This is a genomic window from Maribacter halichondriae, from assembly GCF_027474825.1.
Taxonomy (GTDB): domain Bacteria; phylum Bacteroidota; class Bacteroidia; order Flavobacteriales; family Flavobacteriaceae; genus Meishania; species Meishania halichondriae.
On the sequence record NZ_CP107030.1, the window covers coordinates 461,215 to 484,516 of the forward strand.

Here is a 23,302-nt window from a genome sequence, read left to right on the forward strand (position 1 = left end):
GGGCACTTTGTTGCATTCCTACTTTTCCGGCCAGATCGTTTCAAACCATTCGCAGACTATTAGCATTTCTTCTGTCGGTTTCTCCCCACTTTGTTCCAATGCGTTCGCAAAAAAGTCCCAATGTGCTTTTTTCCATTTTTTAAGAGGTTCAATTTTCGTTCCCATATCGAGTTCAGCATATTCTTTGGAAATTTGGTTGAATGGAATTGTATCTACTTTTGTAATTTTAATTATCGCTTTTGCTTTTCCGTCAAAATCCGTTACAATACTTTTTGTTCCGATTTTCGGTAAATCTGCATTAGCTTCTTCGAACCAATAGTATAACATGGAACCTGCTTTTTTTCTCCTTTCAAAATCAATTCCGCTAACCGATTTGCGTCATATTCATTGTTGTGAAAAGTATCAGAATCTGGTAGTTCGTCTTTTTTAAATTCAGGATTTGATTCGATATAGCTGTTCCACATTTCAGAGACAGAAGAGACAGATTTATCAATCGAGTTTTCAGGCTCAGTTTCCATTTCTGTATGTGTTTGCGTCTCAGTTTTGGTTTTGGTTTCGCTTTTACAGCCTATAAAAATAAAAAGTAAAATGAGTGTTAGATGTTTCATAGTTTCTTCGGTATTAATGGCAACGTCCTCGGCAATAGCAAAAGAGGCTTTCGGTTAGCTCAGGCATTTCCGCCACGCATTTGGCCATTGTTTTACTCCATTTTGGTTTTCAACATTTTATATGGCTCCAACTTTTTCAAGTCCAGAATTTTCTCTCCGTCAAAATTGTCCAATTGCGTATTGATTACAAAATATATATTTCCGTCTAAAATGTCAAAGGTGGTGGGTATTTTAAAATCCTCCGTGAAAGCGATAATTTTTTCTTTTCCCAAAATTTCCGTTCCTGTCTTGTTAAGTTCAAACTTGAACAATCCATTTTGGGAAATGTTGCCCCAACCATTCACTATTCCGTATAAATTGTCTTTGTAGAATTTTAAACCATCAATGCTCGAATACTCTTCTTTGGGCTGATTTATAATTTTTTTTGATGCTTTTTCGACAATGCAAATTCCGTTGTTTGACGCAAAATATAAATATTTATCATTACTGGAAATAGTGATTCCATTGGAGTTTGGAATCTTTTCAGAATCCAAATAGACTTCGATGGTTTTACTTGGTCTTTGGATTTTATAGCTTTTATTGCTTTCTGAATCGGTTATGAAAATTTCATTGTTAGCACTAATTGTTAAATCGTTCAAATATTGGAAATCCGAACGGTCAATCGAATAAGAGTCAATCAAGTCCCCCGAGGAAATTTGTAAAAGCAAAAGGATGGATTTGTTTTTGTCTGCCGTTAAACTATTAACAAGAGCATATAAAGTATCTCCTTTTATTGTCATTCCAAAACCCGCTAGATAATTGTGTTCGCCAGTTTTTAGAAAAGTTTTAGGGTCGCTGCCGTCAATTGAACCACTTACTATTTTCTTGCTTTTTAGACTGTTCAGATATACCCTTTTTGTCTTGTTGTCTATTGCAATGCCTTCGGGAAACAAATCTTGCTCAAAAGGTAGTTCGATTAATTCCACTTTTTGACCGGAACACAAGTTTAAACAGAAAAATAGGGTTGAACACCAGAGAATTAATTTGATTTGCATGATTTTTTTCATCTTAGAACAATTACTTATAAGGCAAATCTATTTTGTTTAATCAGGTTATCAAATAAGGGGTAAATTTTGCACCATCATAATTCATCCCCAAATTTTGAAAGTGCTTTAAAAACAGGGGAAAGTTGAGTTCCTAAAGAAGTAATTGAATATTCTGTTTTTTTCGGAAATTCATCAAAGTCTTTTTTCTGAATAAGTCCATCATCTATCATTTCACTTAACTGTTGCGTTAGTGCTCTTTTTGAAGCTTCTGGAACTTCTCTTTGAATATCCCTTAATCTTGCGTTAGTTTCAAAAAGTATACTCAGAATTACTGGTTTCCATTTTCCAGAAATCACGTTTAGAGTTTTCTCTATCGAGCAATCGTTTTTTAATTGAGTTTTTCGTTGGTACAAAATCTTTTTTTTAATAATGGCCAACTTCGTTATATGCCTTATTCTTATTTGCATATACCCCCAACATGGGTGGATATGCAAACTTTTTATTCCAAAAAACTCCGCACCGCCAAATCATAACTTTGTAACCCAAAACCTAGAATGACCCCTTTTGCTCTTGAAGCGATATAAGAGACATGTCGATATCCTTCACGTTTATGGGTATTGGAGATATGTACCTCGACAACGGGAGTTTCAATGGCCTTGACCGCATCGCCCAGCCCTATCGAAGTATGGGTGTATGACGCCGCGTTTAGCACGATTCCGTCATAGGTAAAACCTACCTCTTGGAGCTTGTCAATAAGCTCGCCCTCGATATTCGATTGAAAGTATTCGAGCTGTACGTCCTTGAATTTGAACTGTAATTGGGAGAAATAATCCTCAAATGTCTGGTGGCCGTAGACCTCGGGCTCGCGTTTTCCGAGAAGGTTCAGATTGGGCCCATTGATAATAAGTATCTTCATTCGCTAAAAATAGCGAATTGCGACCTAAAAAAGAACGGGAGATTATCTAAAATGTCGAGCCGACAAAAAAGTATAGACTACACCAAAAGTCACTGTTGTCCAACTCTCATTTTCCAATTGAATCGCCGTATACGAAAAGTTTACTTCGGTCTGCGCACCCATTTGAAATCCGATTTGGGGGCGATAATAGAATCCGCCGTCATTGCCATCGCTCAATCCAAACGCTTGGCCTACATCACCTCCTAAAGAAAAAGAACGCGATGGCCATATACGTACCGAAGCCGCTATAGGAGCAAATTGAACACTTGGCGATTTCGTGGAAATCACCTCATCTTTGAAGGTTTCCCCAAAACCGTGTACGATACCCGTTTTGATTCCCAAATCGAACACTTTGTTAGGGGCCCACATATAGCCGATATCGGCACCGAAGACCAGGCCGATCTTATCATTAAAATCCCCTAGGGGTATTCCGCCATGGGCTCCTAGTTTAAATCCCTCTTGGGCGTAAGTCAACGTCGTTAAAAGGAAAAGGGCCAAGGTCAACATCTTATATTTCATGGGTACCGATTTTTAGTTTGGTTCCTACGAATCTAGGACCTTACCCAAAGACTGCCTCATTTTTGTTGTCAATTGCCCAAAAAGGGTTGTAGAATAGCCATTTTAGTTCATTTGCCGATGGCAAACCATCGTTTTATGGCACGGAAAAGATGTTCGGATGTAAAGGTCTTGCGCTCAACAGTTTAGCACTAGAAAAAGTAGGAAGCTCCTATCTGTACTGCTATGTTATAGGTGTTGATATTGTCAATGACCTTAATAAAACCGGTATTGAACCGCAACTGAAAGTAGAAATTTTCATCCAAACGATACCCACCACCAACGCCTATTCCTATATCTATGGTACTCGTTTCCAAGAGGTCGTCATAGTTTCCACCGAGAAGAATTCCCACTTGCGGACCTGCTTCAACAGCGATTTCTTCCGTAATGTGATATTTGCCCATAATCGGCACATTCAAATAGTACAAGTGCAGGTTATCCCCTGTGTTATTGGTCCCTTGCATCGAAAACAGAAGTTCAGGATCTAAGTAAAAATCTCCGGTAATAGGAATTTCAACGATACCACCGACCTGAAATCCCGGGTGCGGGGAATTATCGATAATACCGTTCCCCCTCAAATCGGAAACGACCAGACCGGCCTTGGCCCCAAAGCGGATATCAGAACCACCGCTAAGCGAAGAGGTACCTTGAACAACGTTTTGTGAATAATTCATCGAGGGAAGGGCCATCAAGAAAAACAGAAGTAGCGGGAATAACTTTTTCATAATCTGGAGCTTTTAGGTTAAACATTGGGGTTATGCTAACACAAATATACAAAGACTCTTGATGTTTATGTCAGCTATCGTCAACAGATCGTTTAACTACGAAGAAATGAAATGGGTAAGCTTTAGCCATTAAAAAAAGCGGAAGATATCTTCCGCTTTTCATAAAAAATGTCTCGAATACTATAAAAAGTAAATCGCGGATATCTGAAATACTCGGTTCTTCGAACTTATGTCTTCAATAGCGTTTACTATACCGGCATTAAAACGAAGTTGAAAATAAAAGTTCTCATCCAAACGGTATCCGGCCCCGATGCCCAGTCCGATGTCAAAACCATTGGAAGACTGGCTCACGGTAGGCGCACCTGCAAAGGCATTTCCCTCTAAATTATCAGCAAAAAGAAGTCCGATTTGTGGACCAGCCTCGATATAGAATCCATCGAAGATGTTATACTTTGCCATTACGGGTACGTTCAAATACCAGAAATTAAGGTCATCTTGAAAAAAACCGCCACTTCCCTGTAACGATATCAATGCCTCGGGCTGTACCATAAATGCATCGCTTACTGGAATTTCGAGAGCGCCCCCTAAATGAAACCCAGGTTTCACATCGTAGGAATAGATGGCGTCACCGCTCAGGTTTGCAGCGTTAAAGCCTACCTTGGCTCCGAAACGAATGTCGTCTTGCGCCCCTGCACTTAGGGTAAAAAGAAATAAAGCTGTTAAAAGGTAAAGTTTATTTTTCATATTGTTCGTGTTTAGTTCAGATTGCTGTAGTTCATAGACTAAAATACGCAATAATCCGAACTAAACACAAACGGGATTTAGAATTTATAATACGCACCCAAATTCAGGTTGGACCCCTTAATGTTAAGGAGACTTCCGGCAGGACCCGAGTAACGATCTGTCAATTCGAAAGCATATCTTGCCTGAACCCCCAATTTATCGGTAATATCATAACCTGCACCAAAGCCGAGGTCAACGCCCAGCGTCTTTAAAACATCGTCAACGTTTCCGTTGGTTCCGATGATTTCCTCCACATCTTGGATGGTTTGTTTGATGTCATTAAGATTGGATGAAAAATTTAGCTGTGGCCCTGCTTGTACATGAAATTTATCGGCTACGTAGTATTTTGCCATGATCGGTAGATAGACAAAAGAAAGATCCCCCGCTCTGCCATAGGTCAGTTCAGGTTGCACATGGAATTTTTCAGTGGCCGCAATATCGACCAAGATGCCTGCATAATATCCGGTATTGTTGATTTTGGCAAATCGGTTGACCCCGACCAAATTTAAAATGGAATTGCCTGTTCTAAATTCAACGTTTGCATTGAGCAATCCCCCGGTTACGCCAACTTCAACCCCTTGGGCGTTGGACGAAAAAAAGGTCAAAAAAGCAAATACGAGTAATACTAGTGTTCGTTTCATAATAGTGTAGTGTTTAAAAAATGATTATTTCAATCATCGATTTACAAATACGATGCCAAAATTATACAGCATTGATTTTGAATAACTTGTTTGTTTTTTTAACTCAACTACCTAAGGGCAGGCCCGCAAAGCACTAAAAAGAATTAACCTTCACCATTTCGAAGCAAGCTCGCTTGAACGTCAACAGGCTTCGAGATGCTAAACCCACTTGTGGAAATAAAAAAAGGAATAATCAAATGCACTTTTTAGAACTTGTTGAATTATTACCTGGCAATTGTATCAGTACACTATCTTTACTTCATGAAGTGGAGCCAAGCTATTCAAGATTATCGGCACTATCTAAAAATTGAACGTGGACTGGCGGAAAATTCCATTAAAAATTATGTGTTGGATGTAGAAAAACTATCCTTTTTTTGGAAGAAAATCAGGCCTCGGCGAGTCCCGTAAATATAGATAAGGAAACGGTTCAAAAATTTATCTACGAAGTGGCCAAAACAGTAAACCCCAGGTCGCAGGCACGAATCATTTCAGGACTCAAAAGTTTTTTCGGATATCTTGTTTTTGAGGATTACCGCAAAGACAACCCCATGGACCTTATCGATTCCCCTAAAATAGGACGAAAACTTCCGGACACCTTATCCGAAACCGAAATCAATGCCCTCATTGGGGCCATCGACCTATCAAAACCGGAAGGAGAACGCAATCGTGGCATTCTAGAAACACTCTACGGCTGTGGGCTACGCGTATCGGAAATAACAAGCCTAAAAATATCAGATCTCTATTTTGATGAGGATTTTATTAAGGTAACTGGCAAAGGAGACAAACAGCGCTTCGTTCCGATCAGTGAAATCAACAAAAAATATATCAATATCTACCGAAATGAGGTCAGGGTGCACCAAAAAATACAAAAAGGTTTTGAAGATATTCTTTTTCTAAACCGCAGGGGAAAACAGTTGACCCGTGCCATGGTCTTTACCATTATCAAGAAATTGGCCGAAACAATCGGTCTGAACAAGAATATCAGTCCGCATACGTTTCGACATTCTTTCGCAACCCATTTATTGGAAAATGGCGCCGATCTTCGGGCCATCCAGCAGATGTTGGGTCACGAAAGCATCACCACCACCGAAGTCTACATGCATGTTGACCGCACTCATCTTACCGATGTGATGCTCAAATATCATCCTAGAAATTGAAGTTCAAAACGTAAGCTTCCCACTGATCGTGTAAATTTTAGGCATGGGCACGTGGAGTTCGGCATAAGCGCCCATCGGGAAATTGTTGATTTGAGCCCTTTCCCATAAAAAAATACATGCGCAATCGTTAGAGTCTATCAAATGTAAGAACAAGGTTTTGCCATTTGCTGGAAAGCAATATCTTTAATCTTTAAATTCAATACGCATGCAAAATATAAGCCGTTCATGGTGGAAGGAAGGAATCGTATATCAAATTTATCCCCGCAGTTTTCAAGATACCACTAACAACGGTATCGGCGACCTTCAGGGTATCATAAAACGTCTCGATTATATCAAAAGTCTCGGGGTCGATATCATCTGGCTGAACCCCGTTTATGCCTCACCAAATGATGACAACGGATACGACATCAGTGACTACCGAAATATTATGGAAGAGTTCGGTTCGATGGCCGATTTTGATGCTCTATTGGCAGACATGAAAGAACGTGGGCTGCGATTGGTCATGGACCTCGTTGTCAACCATAGCAGCGATGAACACCGATGGTTTCAAGAATCGCGAAAATCGAGGGAGAACCCTTATCGGGACTATTATCATTGGTGGCCTGCCGAAAAAGGAGTACCGCCGAAACGATGGAGCTATTTCGATATCGAAGAAAATGCCTGGAAGTACGACGAACAGACCGATGCCTATTACCTACATTGTTTTTCGGTAAAGCAGCCCGACCTGAAATGGGAAAATCAAAAAGTGCGCCAAGAGATTTACGACATGATGCATTTTTGGTTCAAAAAAGGGGTGGATGGCTTCCGGATGGATGTCATTTCCTTTATTTCGAAGGATACCGATTTTCCTGAACTTCCTGAAAAGTATAATGGCGATTATATTCCCTTTTATTCCAACGGACCCAAATTGCACGAGTACCTAAAGGAAATGAATAGGGAAGTATTAAGTAAATACGATGTCATGACCGTGGGCGAAGCCCCAGGAATCGGACTTGACCGTGCCTTGGAATTTGTGGACGAAGACCGCATAGAACTTGACATGTTCTTTCATTTCGATCTCTTGGGATTGGACCGCGAACCGGGCGAGACCTTTTTAATGCGAAAGGATAAATGGAAACTTACCGAATTCAAAAAGATACATTCCGATTGGGATGCCGCCTTTGCCCATAAAGGTTGGGGAAGCATTTTTCTTAACAACCATGATTTCCCGCGAAGCGTTAGTCGATGGGGCAACGATTCGAAAGTACATTGGCAAAATTCATCGACCATGTTGCATACCTGGGTATTGACCATGCGTGGTACCCCCTATTTCTATTATGGGGAAGAAATCGGGATGACCAATATCAAGTTCGAAAAAATAGAGGATTACCGTGATATCAATACCATCAATCGTTATAGAGCCTTAAAAAATGAGGGGGAGACTTAGAGGCTTTCTTGAAGAACGAAAAACATGCAAGTCGTGACAACGCCCGTACCCCTATGCAATGGGATATTTCTAAAAATTCTGGTTTCAGCGATGTCAAACCTTGGATAAGAGTCAACGAAAACTACGCCGAAGGTATCAACGTCGCTCAACAGGAACCAGAGAAAGACTCTGTCTTAAATTACTTTCGAGGGATGGTCGAAATTCGCAAGAAGCATCTGGGACTTGTGTATGGCAACTATGAATTGTTGTTGCCGGAAAATGAAGAAGTGTATACCTACCTGAGAACTTTCAACGAGGAACGATACTTGGTTTTACTAAGCTTTTCGACCAAAAAAGTCGAAGTTCTCTTTGAGGAATTAAATTTCGATTCGGCTAAATTATTGATTTCGAACGATGATGCGCCTTACGTAAAAAAAGATTCCGATTTTGTGCTAGAGCCTTATCAGGCCTGCGTGTATCAATTGTATTAATCCTTAAAAGCGCTGTAATCTTTTTTATAGGGGCGTATAATCAGGCGAGCCTCGCGATCAAAACGTACGTAGTTGTATACCCAATTGATGAAGACCACCATTCGATTTCTAAAACCGATTAGAAAAAACAGGTGTACGAACATCCAAACAAACCAAGCGAAGACTCCTTGAAATCTGAATTTGGGCAAATCAACTACCGCTTTGTTCCGACCGACAGTGGCCATAGAACCTTTGTCCTTATATACAAATGGTTTCATTGGTTTACCTTCCAATAGCCGCACAATATTAATACCAAGGTTTTTACCTTGCTGCATTGCGGGCTGGGCCATCATGGGGTGTCCATAAGGCCGAGCCTCCGTAACGATACAGGCTACATCGCCGATGGCAAAGATATCCGATTGACCCACTACCTGATGAAAGTCATTGACCTTGAGTCGATTACCACTAACGACAATATCTTTGGCCTCAAGCCCTTTGATCAAGGCTCCTTTTACTCCAGCTGCCCATACCATAGTGGCAGCTTCAAAGGTAAGGCCCTCCGTAGCTGTAGTAATGGTCTTTCCGTCATAACCGGTAACCCTTGTATTCTTCCAAATTTGAACCCCTAGTTGCTCCAAAAACTCTTCCGATTTTTTAGAGGCCTGCTCGCTCATTTCTTTTAAAATACGATCGCTAGCCTGTATAATGTTGATCTGCACCCGACGGGTATCCAAATCAGGGTAATCCTTAGGTAAAATTCCTTTTTTTATCTCGGCCAAAGCACCCGCCAACTCGACACCTGTCGGTCCACCACCAACAATCACAAAATTCATAAGGGCATCACGTTCGTGCATCTCATCGGTCAATAGAGCTTGTTCAAAATTTTCAAGAATTAGGCTTCGCAAGTTCAATGACTGGGGAATAGACTTCATGCTCATACTATTTTTCGCAATTTCCTTATTGCCAAAAAAATTGGTTTTAGAACCCGTTGCCAAAACAAGATAATCATAATGCAATGGCCCGATATTCGTCCGAACTATTTTATCAGTTCTATTAACACTTAAAACTCTGGCTAGCCTGAAATAAAAATTTGTAAAATCTTTCAAGACCTTGCGAATGGGGTAGGCAATAGAGTCCGGTTCCAATCCCCCCGTAGAAACCTGATACAATAAAGGCTGAAATGTGTGATAATTATGCTTGTCCAATAAAACAACTTGTACTTCTTTATTGCTTAGTTCTTTTGCTAGTGAGATACCGCCAAAACCACCACCAATAATTACGACTCTAGGGAAATTTGACCTTGGAATGTTCATAGGTAATATTGTAGCGCAAACTTAAACAAACCTCGGCGATTTGGGAATAGGATACTCCTTTTGATTATATTTAGAGACTGTTTTGGAAATGTGTCGATTATTTTTTTATGCCCCTTTTTGCGCCGTTCTTCGTTAAAATTATATGCCGTAGCTAAGGCTATGCCAGAAAATTTTGCCTAAAACGACATCAAAAATGATCTATAAAAATTCTAATCACACATTTCAAAACAGTCTCTTAAAAAGCTGATTCAAAAATTATAGAAAAATGAAAAAATCAATACTTTACGTGACCGTTCTGTTTTTTGCTTTACAAAGTACTATCGCCCAAAAAAAAGTCGATGACGTTATTAAGAAACTGGATGACCAATCGGAAGCATATGGTGCTATCGCACAGAATATCTGGGACCTTGCCGAGATGGGCTATCAAGAAGAAAAAAGCTCCGCCCTACTTCAGAAAACCTTGGCCGATGCCGGATTTTCCATTACAACCGGAGTAGCCGGCATTCCCACCGCGTTTATTGCGGAATATGGCAGCGGTACTCCGATCATTGCCATTATGGGGGAGTACGATGCCCTACCCGGACTTTCGCAAGAAGCCGTGCCTGAAAAAAAATCGGCGGGTAAAGCGGCTGGCCATGCCTGCGGGCATCACCTGTTCGGTACCGCATCAACAGCAGCGGCCATTGCCACTAAAGATTGGATGGTTGCCAATAAGACAAAAGGTACAATACGTTTCTATGGCACACCCGCCGAAGAAGGCGGAGGCGCAAAAGTCTATATGTCGCGAGAAGGACTTTTCGATGATGTTGATGTTGCATTACATTGGCATCCTGGAGCGCTGAATGCAGCTAGTGCAGCGGCAGCTCTATCAAATATCTCTGCAAAGTTTCGCTTTTATGGGGTTTCCGCACATGCCGCGGGTGCACCCGAGAAAGGTCGTTCTTCTTTAGATGGCGTTGAAGCCATGAATAATATGGTCAATTTATTGCGCGAGCATATTCCTCAAGAAACACGTATTCACTATGTTATTACCGATGGCGGAAAAGCACCCAATGTAGTGCCCGATTTTGCCGAAGTCTATTACTATGCTCGACATAATCGAAGAGATGTGGTTAAAGGAATATTCGATCGTATCGTTAAAGCGGCTGAAGGTGCCGCTCTTGGTACAGGAACGACCATGGATTATGAAATAGTGAATGGTGTACATGAGCTATTACCCAATATTACGCTGCAAAAAGTGGTGCACAGTAATTTATCGAAAGTTGGAGGAATTGAATACACTTCTGAAGAAAAGGTTTTCGCAGATAAAATCGCGGTTAGTTTGGGCCAAGAGAAAGCGGACCTAGCTACTGCAAGAAACATACAGCCCTTTAAAGAAACCGCAAGGGCTTACGGTTCAACGGATGTAGGAGATGTTAGTTTTGTGGTACCCACCGTAGGGTTCAGTACCGCTACATGGGTCCCGGGCACCTCGGCCCATAGCTGGCAAGCAGTCGCTACAGGAGGCACCTCAATAGGCATAAAAGGAATGATGGTCGCCGCGAAAACCTTGACGATGACGGCTATTGACCTATTCAAAGACCCCAAATTGGTCAGTGCGGCCAAAACAGAATTCATGGAAGCCCGTGGAGCGGATTTCAAATACATTCCGTTATTGGGCGACCGGGCACCAGCCTTAGATTACCGAAAGTAAATCAAATACTTCATTACGAGGAGCCAAAAGAATACTTTTCGCCTCATTGAAAAGCTTCAGCGGTGGCAATCTGTCGAACTTTTGTACTGATGTCAACAGATTGCCACGTCGCTAGGGCGCTCCTCGCAATGACGTATGTCTAAACTTTTCCATTTTGTGTAACAAAATGGAAAAACGAACTACTAATCACCAAACGCCACCAGCCTTCTTGTGAACAAAGAACTTGAGCACAAATTCGTTACCGAACTTGAGAACAATCAGAATATTGTTCACAAGGTCTGTACATTGTACACTAATGATCGTGATTCACATAAAGACCTATTTCAAGAGATTACGATACAGCTGTGGAAGGCGTACCCGAAATTCAGAGGTGATTCAAAGTTCAGTACCTGGATGTACCGTGTGGCCCTGAATACGGCCATCACCATGTATCGGAAATCGAAGAAAAGAATCCGGACGCAAGATTATGAATCCGTAATTTTTAAGATTACGGCCGACGAATATGACGAAACCGAGGAGCAACAACTGAAACTGATGTACAATGCCGTAAAACAATTGGGCGATATCGACAAAGCCCTTGTTTTTTTATATCTGGAGGATAAAAACTATACCGAAATAGCGGAAACACTTGGTATTACGGAGGTAAACGCCCGAGTTAAAATGAACCGCATCAAGAATAAATTAAGAACTATATTGGATCCGTAGGGTTATGATGGACGAACTGGAACTATTAAAAAAAGATTGGCAGAAGAAAGAAGAGCATCTTCCCAAATTGTCGTACGATGAAATTCATAAAATGATTTGGAAGAAGTCTTCTTCAATCGTTAAGTGGATATTGATTATCAGTATTTTGGAGATTACCCTGCCCCAATTGTTATTTTTATTTCCATCCTTTAGAAGCGCCATATCAGACTCTTCGACCTTTAATTCTGGTTACATTGCCCTGTCCGTTTTTTACTATATCGTCGTCATCTATTTTATTTATCTTTTTTATAAAAGATATAAGGAAATTTCAGTCTTGGACGATGCAAAAAATCTAATGCGTAAAATAATTTCGGCTAGAAAGACGGTTCTTTACTACATCATTTTTTCTTTGAGCATGCTCTTTCTAATCTTCTTGTATTACGCTATTGGAATATACATAAGTGACGAGGCTTTGATGAGTATTGAAGGGGTTGATCGGTTACTTGAGAAAAAATCCTTAGAGGAAACTAGAAATGCCTTGTTTTGGGTGTTCAGTTTAAGTGGTTTAGCCGTCACAGTAGTCATGGGAGGAATCTATTTTTTATTATACGGCCTCCTTCTACGAAAGCTCAAAAGAAACTATCAAGAACTGAAGAAGATGGAAGTCTAAGAAGAAGGAGATTTTTTCGCCTTGTTCATATTCCGAAATCTGCGCAATTCATTTTCTTCCTCATAGGCCAACAAATCCTTCTCCGAAATCACTTTTAAAAATGAAGGATGCTGTTCAATGGCATACTCCAACTTCTCGATAATGGCATCGGTCGACTCGTTGTCATAGTCAATTTCCAAAGGTTCTTTGATCACCATCGATTGTAGAATGCCTTTTTTCTTGACCCGAAGTCCTTTTTTATCGAACGATCGGCGAAAACCATCGATAACGACCGGAACAACAATCGGTTTATATTTTTTAATAATATGGGCAGTTCCTTTGCGAAGCGGTTTCCAGGGAGTCGTAGTACCCTGTGGAAACGTAATGACCCAACCATCGTTCAAGGCTTTTCCGATACTCGAAATATCGCTCATTTTTACCTGACGATTGACATCTTTGCCTTCAGCGCGCCAAGTACGTTCAACGCTAATTGATCCGGCATAGGCGAATACTTTGGTCAAGAGACTTTTTTTCATGGTCTCTGCTGCAGCAACATAGTACATATTGAGCTTTGGCTTCCAGATGTAGCCGATGTTTCTGATGTTGTCGTCCCTTCCGCTCAGGCTCGCATTGAATACATGGAACATGGCCACTACATCGGCGAAGTAGGTCTGGTGGTTGCTAACAAAAAGTACATTCGTGTCCGGCAACGACCGAATAATTTCAGAGCCATCGATTTCCAAGGTATTGAAACCTTTATAGCGTTGGTGCGTTATTAATCCTAAAATTCGGATGAGCCATTTTTTAAGAAATAGAATATGTCCGAACGGATTTTCCTTGAATATACCCATAGGGTGCTAAAATACGAAATATGATCGATGAAGTAAGGGGTACGGGGCACCAAATATGAGGTGGATGGCAAAAAACAAGAAACTCTGCATACGCTATTAAATAAGGAACAAGACATTTTGACCGTGCAGAATATTTAGGTCTTACAAAACCTGTTTCAACAGTTCCTTAATCTCGCTAAGCATCATTGCGGTAGCGCCCCAGACCGTATAACCGTTTAAGTTAAAGGCCGGTACATCGATATCGGTAGCATAGGAAGTACTCAATTTTTGTGTAAAGATTTTCGAATCGTCCATAAAATCGACAATCGGAACCTCAACCAAAGATTCAACTTCGGCTTCTTCAGGTATAAATGAAAACGGATTTACAAGCAATCCGACGTAGGGCTGCACCTCAAAATTACTTGGTGGTATATAAACCGTACTTAATGATTTTATTAGCGTAACTTCTTCAGGTGGAACACCTACTTCCTCATGGGTTTCCCTCAAAGCAGTTTCTATTAAATCTGAATCGTTGCTTTCCATTTTACCACCCGGAAAACCTATTTGGTTCGAATGTACACCCTCATATGTTTTTCTGTGGATGAGTAGTAAATGGGTCGTCAGCTTCGCATCAGGATAAAAAAGCGCAATGACGCCCGCCTTTTTCGAATTTTCTGGAATACGCTTACGCTCACGCATAAACTGAATCCTGATTTCAGGGGCCATTTTAAAGTGGGATGCTTCCCCCGGTAAGGGCAGATTTTTTATTTTTGGGAGTTGTTGTGAAAATAAATTGAAATCCATGTTGTTGAAACGAATCGCTTTTAGTGCAATATTACCATTAATTTTTATCGTTGGCTGTAAGGAAGAAAGTGATAAAAAATCCTCAGATACGAAAAAAAATACGGTTCAAATAGACAGTTCAGCCATAGAAGTAGCTGAAAACGAAAAAAAGGAAGCCGAAGAAAAATTCGAACTGAACGAAGAAAATGCCATTGACTTCTTCTTCAATTATCAAAAAGAACTCGATGATAATATCAAGGTAAAATTGACCACAAGCCTAGGTGATTTTACGGTGCAGCTATATGACAATGTACCCTACCATAAGGCAAATTTTGTGTATTTGACCAAAAAGGGATATTTCGACAACTCACAATTTCACCGTGTCGTGAAAGATTTCATCATCCAAGGCGGGAATGCCGATGACAAATCCATAGCCGAGAAACGCCGTGCGATTGGACGTTATTTGTTACCACCCGATACAAGAAAAGGATACAAGCATCATCGGGGTACTATATCTATGCCGAGCAGCGAAATCAATAATCCACATATGTTAGCCTCTCCCTACGAGTTTTTTATCGTAGTGACCCAACCAGGCTCATATCATCTTGACGGCGACTACACCCCTTTTGGAAAAGTCATTGAAGGAATGGATGTGGTCGACAAAATCAACAATGTTCGCGTTGGTAAGGGCGATTGGCCGTTTCAGAATGTGTATATCGAAAAGGCCGAAGTTCTGGAGTAGCAGGGGCCACTCCAAATTTCAATGTTATCTCATTTTCAGAATTTCATTTATCGTTCCGATAAATGTTTGGCAAGGCAATTTTAAAAATTACCGCCAGCAATCGTATGCCGATGACCACTACGATGGCACCGATATAGGCATATGTATTATCAATCGGGAGTTTGCGAAGTAAAAAATAACTGGCACCACCGATAATACAAGCCGTTGCATAAATTTCTTTTCGAAAGATTACCGGAATCTCGTTACAGAGAATATCACGAATAACACCACCGAAACTTGCCGTCATAGTACCTAGGGCAATACACATAATCGGTAATAAGCCCGCATTAAGTCCCTTTTCTATGCCGACCATGGTGTATAGTCCGATACCGATGGTATCGAACAAGAACAATGATTTCCTAAAATACTTCAACTGGTTTCGGAACAAAATAGCAAAAACTACAGTCCCTAAAATGACAAAGGTATAGGTTGCATTTTGCATCCATCCTACAGGTGTGTTCCCTATAAGCATATCACGAAGGGTGCCCCCTCCTACTGCGGTAACGAATGCAATGATGAAAACCCCGAACAAATCCAACTTTTTGTCCATGGCGATCAATACGCCAGATATGGCGAAGGCAATGGTACCAAGAATATCAATAACAAAGTAGAACATTTACTAGTTTCAAATTTTAACTTTTTCTTTATAAAGAGTATCAATTATTAACTTAATAATGATAAAAAAGTGACAAAATTTTATTTTTTAGGTTTTTTCTATTCGAATTCAAAGTTGTTGAGTATAGAAATTATAATCCTTTATCACAATATCCACAAACTCGATAGGTTTAAGGTCTGAGGTAATATCGGTTACCTTCTTGATACGATTGCTCAACGAAAGAATGACATTGTGGTCTCCGTTGCGCTTGGCCGAATCGAACAATTCTTTGATAGTCTGCATCTCACGATCCTTGAAAATCGTCACTTGCGGAAACTTCGGACTATAATCTTCGGGCAAATCACGTAGCAAGGTGTCTTTTAAGAATACTTTTTTCTTTTCACTGATGACGGTAGTGCCGGCAGCGATATCGCCAACACGCTGACCCTTTCCTCGTATCAAAATGGTTAGGACGGCAACTCCTCCCGAAGTCAGTACCACATCAATAATACGCAGAATCCAGCGCACAAAATAACTTGAAAAATTAGGCTTCGAGCCATCGATTTTCACCACGCGAATGTGCAAGAGGCTTTTACCTACGGTCTTGCCATCCATAAAAGTTTCGAGCAACACATAATATAAGAAGGCGGGTAGACCCAATAACAAGTACAGCGCCCACATGTCTGAAAAATCAATATCAAGTGAAAGCAATAACCAAATAATCAAAATGGTATATACAAGTATGATAAAACTATCTATAATATAGGCGAGCATACGATCACCCAGATGTGCGGTATTCTGATCGATACTTATATTTTGGGCAGTTTCTATTTGAAATTGTTCCATATATTTCCTTCGGTAAAGAAAGGTCTTATTTGATTTTTGAAAATACTTTTTTGTACATAACTTCGTTAAAATCTGGAAAGATAGACGTACTAGCCTTCGCTATCTAGGCAATTTTAGAACAAAAATCCAACCGATTCCGTAAACCCCGGTATTTCATGCGCGAAGCTGCCTTTGTAAAACAAAATAAGGACAAATGGGCCACTTTTGAAAACGCACTGTCAAACAAAACGAATATTGCGCCCGATGTATTGTCCGATCTGTATATTGAAATTACAGATCATCTCAGCTACGCCAAGACTTTCTACAAAGGTAGTAACACCGAATTCTATTTAAATTCGCTAGCGGCACAGGCGCATCAAAAGATATATAAAACCAAGCGGGAGGCAAAAAACCGTATTCCCGAATTTTGGAAAACTGAATTCCCGACCCTCTTCTATCATCACCACAGAGAATTGCTCATCGCTTTTCTAGTATTTATTTTTTTCGCATTTGTCGGGGCTTTTTCGGCCGCGAACGAAGGTGATTTTGTACGTTCCATCTTAGGGGACGGTTATGTAAATATGACCTTGGAAAATATTGAAAAAGGGGACCCCATGGCCGTATACAAACAAATGGGCGAGTTCAATATGTTCTTGGGCATTACTATCAATAATGTGCGGGTAGCGCTCATGGCCTTTGCCTTTGGAATTTTTCTAGGCATCGGAACGTTGATGATCATGCTACAAAACGGAATCATGCTCGGAAGCTTTCAATATTTCTTTTATGAAAAGGGATTATTATGGGAATCGGCCCGTACCATCTGGATCCATGGCACGATAGAAATATCGGTCATCATCATCGCCGGATGTGCCGGACTGGTACTGGCGAACGGAATGCTTTTCCCGGAACCTATTCGCGGCTGGAATCTTTCAAAAGAGGTGTCAAAAACGGATTGAAAATTATGGTCAGTACAGTCCCTTTTTTCATAGTGGCCGGATTTCTGGAAGGTTTCGTGACACGACATACCGAAATGCCCGATTGGCTTGCCATTCTCATTATCGCGAGCTCACTGACACTGATTATTTACTACTATATTATTTACCCGATTCAATTGAACAAAAAACCAACAATATGAAAGACCAATATATTGAATTTAAAAAGCAAAGGGAACTTGGCGATATTCTATCGGACACCTTTGCTTTTCTACGCAACGAATTCAAACCCTTCGTCTCCACCTTTTTTAAAATTGTCGGGCCATATCTCTTTATCATGGTAATTGCGCTGGCCTTGTACATGTACTACATTGGCAATAGTTTCAGTCTTTTGATGTTCAACTCAGATGCCGTACCCAATGTTCCCGTGATGCTTTTAATAGGGCTTTTTTATATGGTGTCCATAGTGGTGGTATATACGATGTCGCAATCAACGGTATTGCATTATATTAAATCGTATGAAAACGGCAAAGGTAAAATCGATTTCAATACTATTAAATCAGACGTGTACGAATCATTTTGGAAGTTTGTCGGGTTAGCATTCTTGGTGGTCATTTGCGTATTTGTGGGGCTCATGTTTTGCCTAATTCCCGGTATATATCTTTGGGTGCCGTTGTCATTGGCTTTTGCCGTCATGGTATATAATAGATTAACCGTAACGGATGCTTTTAGCTATAGTTTCACATTGGTCAAGGATGAATGGTGGATAACCTTCGCCACATTGATTGTAATTACGATTATCGTAACCATAGCAAGTTATGCCTTCGCCCTGCCGACCGCGATATACAATTGGATGAAAATGGGTATTTTTTCAGGCGAAATGGATGCAGAAGGAATCATGGATGTTTTTAAAGACCCTATTTACATTCTGCTCAATGTTATCGGCACCGTAGCCCAGTTTTTACTAAATGTCATCACTATTGTAGCAGGTGTATTGATCTACTTTAATCTTAATGAAAAGAAAAACTTTACCGGAACGTATGAGCGCATTCAGAGTTTAGGCGAAACCCCGAAAACTAAAATGCTAAAATACCTTCGTCTCCTTTTACTCTTTTTTATGTTGGCCAATTTTACGATTGCCCAACAAGATTCGACGGCGACCGCGAATTATGATACTGCGCCGTTGGAAGTACGTAAAATCACGGAAGATGATTTACAATCCTATCGTGATAATCCTGATTTTGACTATGAGGTCGTCAAACAAGATCAAACCTGGTGGGACGATTTTAAAACTTGGTTGGGTAATCTACTGATCCAATTTTTTGAATGGCTTTTCGGCGTGGAAAAGGCAGCGGGTTTTCTGCAGGTCTTTTTTAGGATCATCCCATATATCCTTTTGGTAGTATTGATTTTCATTCTCATCAAGTTCTTTCTGAACGTGAATGCCAATGCCTTGAAACAGGCCAAAAAGAATGAAGCCTTGGTCGCTTTGTCTGAAGAGGAACACATCATCAAAAATGAGGATATCCAACAATTGATACAACAAGCGCTGCAAGACAAGAATTATCGGTTGGCGATACGGTACTACTACCTATACATCTTACAATTGATGGGTGACAAGGAAATCATTGTTTGGGAGCTTCAAAAAACAAACTATGACTATTTGAACGAAATCGACCGGCAAGAATTGAAACATCCCTTTAGTACCATTACAAGGTGGTACGACTATATCTGGTACGGTAATTTCGACATTGACGAGGGTAAATATAAACGGGCCGAAAGTGATTTTGAATCCCTTCAAAATACATTGAAAAATGGGTAAGAAAGGAAGGGTATATATCATCATCGCCGTCATCACTTTGGCCGTTCTCATGCTCTTGCAATACAGCAAGCCCAAAGAAATCAATTGGTTTCCGTCGTATGTGGCACAGCATAAGATTCCGTATGGCACCTTTGTATTGAACGATGTTATGGCTAAGCTGTTCGGGGACCAGATACAACAAGTTCATGTACCGCCTTTTGAGTTTTTAATAGATAATATTGAGGCAGAAGGCACGTATTTTTTTGTGAATGAAAGGATAAATTTTGGAGAGAGCGAACTCAACGTCCTACTCGATTGGACTTCGGAAGGAAATACGTTATTCATCGCATCCGGTGCTTTCGAGGAAAATTTATTGGATACCTTGAATCTGGAAACCTCCTATCTTTTCGCCGGTTTCGGCGATGAGCAAAAGGAATATTATCATTTGGCGCATCCGAAATTGAAAAATGAGGAAGGCTATCCCTTTGAAAAAGATGACTACGCCACTTTTTTCAAAAATATAGACTCTTCGAATACCACAATAATCGGCACCGTGGATTATTTCGACGACCAAGGAGAATACCAGATGAAAAATTTCAATGTCATCAAGCAGCCCTTTGGTGAGGGGGAAATAATATTATCGACTTTTCCAAAGGCGTTTACCAATTATTTCATCCTTGAAGAAAAAAATAGGGGCTATACTGCGGGCCTACTCTCGTATTTGGATGATTCACAGACCATTTATATGGACAATCACTATAAATCTGGGAAGACGTTCTACACCTCGCCCATGTATATTTTCTTGAACACCAAAGAATTTAAATGGGCCTATTACCTTGCCTTGATAGGCGCATTGTTCTATATCATTTTCGAGGGTAAGCGAAAACAAAGGGCGATTCCGGTGGTGCTTCCCCTTAAAAATCAAACCCTGGCCTTTACCCGTACCATTGCAGATATGTATTTTGAAAATGGGGAAACCAAGGCGATTTCAGAACATAAGATAGCCCATTTTTTAGAGTATATACGTTCGCATTTCTATATGAGCACCCTAGAATTCAATGAAGAGTTTTATCGCAATCTAGCATCTCGCAGCAATCATTCCTTCGAAGAAATAAAAGAACTTTTCACCCTAATAAAGCGCATGAAAAAAAGCGAATCTTTTAGTGACGAAGAGCTAAAAAAATTGAATAGAAGTATCGAAAAATTTAAACATAAAGCACATGGAAAATAACGAAACATCGAATAATGACCTCAACTTTGACAACCGTATTCCGCTGGAAGAGCTTAGAAGTTCAGTAACCAATATCAAGACAGAACTGGCCAAGGTCATTGTTGGACAGGAGAACTTTGTAGAACTTTTGATCGTATCGCTTTTGGTCGATGGGCATGTGCTAATAGAAGGTGTGCCGGGCGTTGCCAAAACCATTACGGCAAAGCTTTTTGCGAAAACCTTAAAGACCGATTTTAGCCGGATTCAGTTTACGCCCGACCTAATGCCCAGCGATATTTTGGGTACTTCGATTTTCAATGTCAAAACTTCGGAGTTCGAATTTAAAAAAGGTCCCATTTTTTCGAATGTAATTCTTATCGATGAGATCAATCGTGCACCCGCCAAAACGCAAGCTGCCATGTTCGAAACCATGGAGGAACGTCAGGTCACGATGGACGGTACTACCTATAAAATGGATGTTCCCTTTATGGTGTTGGCGACCCAAAACCCTATTGAGCAAGAAGGTACGTATGCCCTTCCGGAAGCACAGCTAGATCGTTTTATTTTTAAAATCAAGGTGGATTATCCGAATGTGGATGAAGAAGTACGCATCATTCAAACGCATCACGAGCGAAAAGGTTCAAAACCTCAAGAACTCATCAAAGACGTTATTACACCCAAGCAATTGGCCGATTTTAAATCAAAGATCCAAGGGATTGTGGTGGAGGAAAAAATCATCAAATACATTGCCGATATCATCACCAAGACCCGTAACCATCCCCATTTGTATTTGGGTGGTTCACCAAGGGCATCGATTGCGACCTTAAATTCCGCAAAAGCTTTTGCGGCCATCAACGGACGCGATTTCGTAACTCCGGAAGATGTGAAACGGGCATTGGTCCCCGTATTGAACCACCGTGTCATTTTGACTCCAGAACGTGAAATGGAAGGCATGACCACGGATAGCGTAGTCAACATGATCATGGAATCCGTAGAAATACCAAGATAGTCGAATGCAGTTTTTAAAGTCGTTCTACATACACAATACTTTTTTCAGGTATATCGCCATTTTGGCGGCCTGTTTTATCCTATCCTACTGGATGCCTTGGCTCTACCCTATCTCGTGGGTTTTGACCCTGATTTTAGTGGGACTATTTTTATTTGATGTCTATCTACTCTACACTTCAAAAGGTATCGAGGCAACACGCACATTGCCACAGAAACTCTCAAATAGTGATTTTAATCCAGTATCGATTGAGTTCAAGTCCAACTATCCTTTTCGAAGTTTTATTTCGTTGATCGATGAACTTCCGGTTCAATTTCAAAAACGTGATTTCGAACACAAAACTAGCCTCATAAAAGGTGAAAAGCGGAGTTTTGAATATACGGTACGGCCTGTCGACCGAGGTGAATATGTCTTCGGAAACATGAACATCTATGTTTCTTCGCCTTTGAAAATTATAAAACGCCGGTATGTTTTTCAAAAAGACCAAATGGTGCCTGTGTACCCCAGTATCATTCAGATGCAGCAATATGATTTTTTAGCCATCAGCAATAAATTGACACTTTTCGGATTAAAGAAAATAAGGCGCATCGGGCATACCCAAGAATTTGAACAAATAAAGGAATATGTATCCGGCGACGATATCAGGACTATAAACTGGAAGGCGACCGCAAAGCGAAACCAACTCATGGTCAACCAGTTTCAAGATGAAAAATCGCAACCCATCTACTCCATTATCGATACCGGTAGGGTCATGAAAATGCCTTTCAACGAACTCAAACTGTTGGACTATGCCATAAATTCTACCTTGGCATTCTCGAATGTTGCCTTAAAACGAAACGATAAAACAGGTATGGTCGCCTTTTCGAAAAATATCGAGACCCACTTACCCGCCGTACAAAAATTGACGCACCTTAATGCCATTTTGGAAAAACTCTACAATATCAACACCGAGTTTACCGATTCGGATTTCGGATTGCTCTATGCCCATATCAAACGAAAAATAAATCATCGAAGCCTTCTACTGCTTTATACAAACTTTGAACATATCTCTTCTTTAAAACGTCAGCTTCCTTTTTTATTGGCGATTGCCAAAAAACATGTTCTGGTCGTTATCTTTTTCGAGAACACTGAATTGGAAGAGCTCATCGCCCTTGACGCCGAAGACCTACAATCGATGTATCATAAAACCGTTGCGGAAAAATTTTCCCTCGAAAAAAGATTGATGCAAAAAGAATTACAACAATATGGCATTCAAACTATTTTGACCAAACCGGAAAATTTGACCATCAACACAATCAACAAATATTTGGAAATAAAGGCAAGGGGACTGCTATAATCAAGCAGGCTCTTAGATTATTCTCGTAATATGGCCTGCACCTGAAGGTTGGAAACCACGTCATGCGATCCATTTTCAAGCGCATCGAACGGTAATGCATACTGCATTTGAATTACATATGACGAAGTGTTCTTAAGATTCGTGTTGTAACGCCTACGACTTTTTTTAATAGTAGATCCAATGCCACGCCTGAAACGATTCCTCCCACAGCCGTAAAAAGCACATCGCCATTGTCCCAAACTCCATAATCGGATTGGTCGTAGGCTTCTTTGGCCAAACCTGCGACAAGGCTACTACCAACGGCACCAACCCACGTCCATGTTCTATCTCCTTTGAAAATTTTATGGGCAGCATACCCTCCAACACCTCCAATGACGGCCCCTGCGGCCAAATGTTTCGCTTTATCAGGACCCCATTCAATCTGCGCTCGGACATTTCCCAAAAAGGAGCATAGCACAAAAAATAAGATATATCTTTTCATTTTATTGGTTGCTAACCCAT

General features: G+C 40.6%; 24 protein-coding genes and 2 pseudogenes. 12 read left to right on the forward strand and 14 right to left on the reverse strand.

Annotation, left to right across the window (positions count from 1 at the left end; all coding sequences use genetic code 11):
- Window positions 1-18 precede the first annotated feature (18 nt).
- The 8 genes from N8A86_RS02095 to N8A86_RS02130 all read right to left on the reverse strand — a co-directional run bounded on the left by N8A86_RS02095 (window position 19) and on the right by N8A86_RS02130 (window position 5,292).
- Window positions 19-327, reverse strand: a complete 309-nt coding sequence (locus tag N8A86_RS02095; protein ID WP_273567564.1) for an ASCH domain-containing protein — start codon at window positions 325-327, stop codon at window positions 19-21.
- A 373-nt stretch (window positions 328-700) separates the two neighbouring features.
- Complete coding sequence (locus N8A86_RS02100) at window positions 701-1,573, reverse strand: SMP-30/gluconolactonase/LRE family protein (RefSeq protein ID WP_273567565.1); 873 nt, start codon at window positions 1,571-1,573, stop codon at window positions 701-703.
- A 155-nt stretch (window positions 1,574-1,728) separates the two neighbouring features.
- On the reverse strand, window positions 1,729-2,046 hold the full coding sequence (locus tag N8A86_RS02105) for a winged helix-turn-helix transcriptional regulator (protein WP_273567566.1): 318 nt from the start codon (window positions 2,044-2,046) through the stop codon (window positions 1,729-1,731).
- Between the two features lie 86 nt (window positions 2,047-2,132).
- Entirely contained in the window at window positions 2,133-2,549 is a 417-nt protein-coding gene (aroQ, locus tag N8A86_RS02110; protein WP_273567567.1) for a type II 3-dehydroquinate dehydratase, read from the reverse strand.
- 42 nt (window positions 2,550-2,591) lie between these two features.
- On the reverse strand, window positions 2,592-3,107 hold the full coding sequence (locus N8A86_RS02115; RefSeq protein ID WP_273567568.1) for an outer membrane beta-barrel protein: 516 nt from the start codon (window positions 3,105-3,107) through the stop codon (window positions 2,592-2,594).
- A gap of 188 nt (window positions 3,108-3,295) precedes the next feature.
- Entirely contained in the window at window positions 3,296-3,868 is a 573-nt protein-coding gene (locus tag N8A86_RS02120) for a porin family protein (protein WP_273567569.1), read from the reverse strand.
- 180 nt (window positions 3,869-4,048) lie between these two features.
- A complete protein-coding gene (locus N8A86_RS02125) occupies window positions 4,049-4,612 on the reverse strand; it encodes a porin family protein (protein ID WP_273567570.1) in 564 nt (187 codons plus the stop codon).
- A gap of 77 nt (window positions 4,613-4,689) precedes the next feature.
- Entirely contained in the window at window positions 4,690-5,292 is a 603-nt protein-coding gene (locus N8A86_RS02130) for a porin family protein (protein WP_273567571.1), read from the reverse strand.
- A 300-nt stretch (window positions 5,293-5,592) separates the two neighbouring features.
- Between N8A86_RS02130 and xerD the strand changes: the two are divergent.
- The 3 genes and pseudogenes from xerD (at window position 5,593) to N8A86_RS02145 (ending at window position 8,384) form a co-directional block, all read left to right on the forward strand.
- Window positions 5,593-6,488, forward strand: a pseudogene (gene xerD / locus N8A86_RS02135) (site-specific tyrosine recombinase XerD).
- Window positions 6,489-6,693: 205 nt separating this feature from the next.
- Window positions 6,694-7,914 (forward strand): alpha-glucosidase, encoded by a 1,221-nt coding sequence (locus tag N8A86_RS02140; protein WP_273567572.1) that lies wholly within the window; start codon window positions 6,694-6,696, stop codon window positions 7,912-7,914.
- A gap of 8 nt (window positions 7,915-7,922) precedes the next feature.
- On the forward strand, window positions 7,923-8,384 hold the full coding sequence (locus N8A86_RS02145) for an alpha-amylase family glycosyl hydrolase (protein ID WP_273567573.1): 462 nt from the start codon (window positions 7,923-7,925) through the stop codon (window positions 8,382-8,384).
- On the opposite strand, the gene N8A86_RS02150 is transcribed toward N8A86_RS02145, so the two are convergent.
- Window positions 8,381-9,676, reverse strand: a complete 1,296-nt coding sequence (locus N8A86_RS02150; RefSeq protein ID WP_273567574.1) for an NAD(P)/FAD-dependent oxidoreductase — start codon at window positions 9,674-9,676, stop codon at window positions 8,381-8,383. The genes N8A86_RS02145 and N8A86_RS02150 overlap by 4 nt on opposite strands.
- A gap of 265 nt (window positions 9,677-9,941) precedes the next feature.
- Here N8A86_RS02150 and N8A86_RS02155 point away from each other — a divergent pair, with 265 nt between their 5' ends.
- The 3 genes from N8A86_RS02155 (at window position 9,942) to N8A86_RS02165 (ending at window position 12,723) form a co-directional block, all read left to right on the forward strand.
- Complete coding sequence (locus tag N8A86_RS02155) at window positions 9,942-11,369, forward strand: amidohydrolase (RefSeq protein WP_273567575.1); 1,428 nt, start codon at window positions 9,942-9,944, stop codon at window positions 11,367-11,369.
- Between the two features lie 210 nt (window positions 11,370-11,579).
- Window positions 11,580-12,074 carry an RNA polymerase sigma factor gene (locus N8A86_RS02160; protein ID WP_273567576.1) on the forward strand — a complete coding sequence of 165 codons (495 nt, stop codon included), beginning with the start codon at window positions 11,580-11,582 and terminating at the stop codon, window positions 12,072-12,074.
- Between the two features lie 7 nt (window positions 12,075-12,081).
- Window positions 12,082-12,723, forward strand: coding sequence for a hypothetical protein (locus N8A86_RS02165; protein ID WP_430682192.1), 642 nt, complete (start codon window positions 12,082-12,084; stop codon window positions 12,721-12,723).
- Here the strand turns inward: N8A86_RS02165 and N8A86_RS02170 are convergent.
- Both N8A86_RS02170 and N8A86_RS02175 read right to left on the reverse strand, forming a co-directional pair.
- Window positions 12,720-13,553 carry a lysophospholipid acyltransferase family protein gene (locus N8A86_RS02170; protein WP_273567578.1) on the reverse strand — a complete coding sequence of 278 codons (834 nt, stop codon included), beginning with the start codon at window positions 13,551-13,553 and terminating at the stop codon, window positions 12,720-12,722. The genes N8A86_RS02165 and N8A86_RS02170 overlap by 4 nt on opposite strands.
- Before the next feature lie 141 nt (window positions 13,554-13,694).
- A complete protein-coding gene (locus N8A86_RS02175) occupies window positions 13,695-14,336 on the reverse strand; it encodes an NUDIX hydrolase (protein ID WP_273567579.1) in 642 nt (213 codons plus the stop codon).
- Here N8A86_RS02175 and N8A86_RS02180 point away from each other — a divergent pair.
- Window positions 14,335-15,057 carry a peptidylprolyl isomerase gene (locus tag N8A86_RS02180; RefSeq protein WP_273567580.1) on the forward strand — a complete coding sequence of 241 codons (723 nt, stop codon included), beginning with the start codon at window positions 14,335-14,337 and terminating at the stop codon, window positions 15,055-15,057. The two genes, N8A86_RS02175 and N8A86_RS02180, sit on opposite strands and share 2 nt — an antisense overlap.
- Before the next feature lie 43 nt (window positions 15,058-15,100).
- Here N8A86_RS02180 and N8A86_RS02185 read toward each other — a convergent pair whose 3' ends face one another.
- Window positions 15,101-15,712, reverse strand: coding sequence for a trimeric intracellular cation channel family protein (locus tag N8A86_RS02185; RefSeq protein WP_273567581.1), 612 nt, complete (start codon window positions 15,710-15,712; stop codon window positions 15,101-15,103).
- A gap of 108 nt (window positions 15,713-15,820) precedes the next feature.
- Window positions 15,821-16,537: an RDD family protein gene (locus N8A86_RS02190; protein WP_273567582.1), complete on the reverse strand. Its 717-nt coding sequence runs from the start codon at window positions 16,535-16,537 to the stop codon at window positions 15,821-15,823.
- A 155-nt stretch (window positions 16,538-16,692) separates the two neighbouring features.
- On the opposite strand from N8A86_RS02190, the pseudogene N8A86_RS02195 reads away from it, so the two are divergent.
- The 5 genes and pseudogenes from N8A86_RS02195 (at window position 16,693) to N8A86_RS02215 (ending at window position 22,801) form a co-directional block, all read left to right on the forward strand.
- Window positions 16,693-17,651, forward strand: a pseudogene (locus N8A86_RS02195) (stage II sporulation protein M).
- On the forward strand, window positions 17,648-19,270 hold the full coding sequence (locus N8A86_RS02200; RefSeq protein ID WP_273567583.1) for a DUF4129 domain-containing protein: 1,623 nt from the start codon (window positions 17,648-17,650) through the stop codon (window positions 19,268-19,270). The pseudogene N8A86_RS02195 and the gene N8A86_RS02200 overlap by 4 nt, the downstream one beginning before the upstream one ends.
- Window positions 19,263-20,480 carry a DUF4350 domain-containing protein gene (locus tag N8A86_RS02205; RefSeq protein ID WP_273567584.1) on the forward strand — a complete coding sequence of 406 codons (1,218 nt, stop codon included), beginning with the start codon at window positions 19,263-19,265 and terminating at the stop codon, window positions 20,478-20,480. Before N8A86_RS02200 ends, N8A86_RS02205 begins: the two co-directional genes overlap by 8 nt.
- Complete coding sequence (locus N8A86_RS02210; protein ID WP_273567585.1) at window positions 20,470-21,468, forward strand: AAA family ATPase; 999 nt, start codon at window positions 20,470-20,472, stop codon at window positions 21,466-21,468. Before N8A86_RS02205 ends, N8A86_RS02210 begins: the two co-directional genes overlap by 11 nt.
- Window positions 21,469-21,472: 4 nt before the next feature.
- Window positions 21,473-22,801 (forward strand): DUF58 domain-containing protein, encoded by a 1,329-nt coding sequence (locus N8A86_RS02215; RefSeq protein WP_273567586.1) that lies wholly within the window; start codon window positions 21,473-21,475, stop codon window positions 22,799-22,801.
- 112 nt (window positions 22,802-22,913) lie between these two features.
- On the opposite strand, the gene N8A86_RS02220 is transcribed toward N8A86_RS02215, so the two are convergent.
- Window positions 22,914-23,282: a hypothetical protein gene (locus tag N8A86_RS02220; protein ID WP_273567587.1), complete on the reverse strand. Its 369-nt coding sequence runs from the start codon at window positions 23,280-23,282 to the stop codon at window positions 22,914-22,916.
- Window positions 23,283-23,302 lie beyond the last annotated feature (20 nt).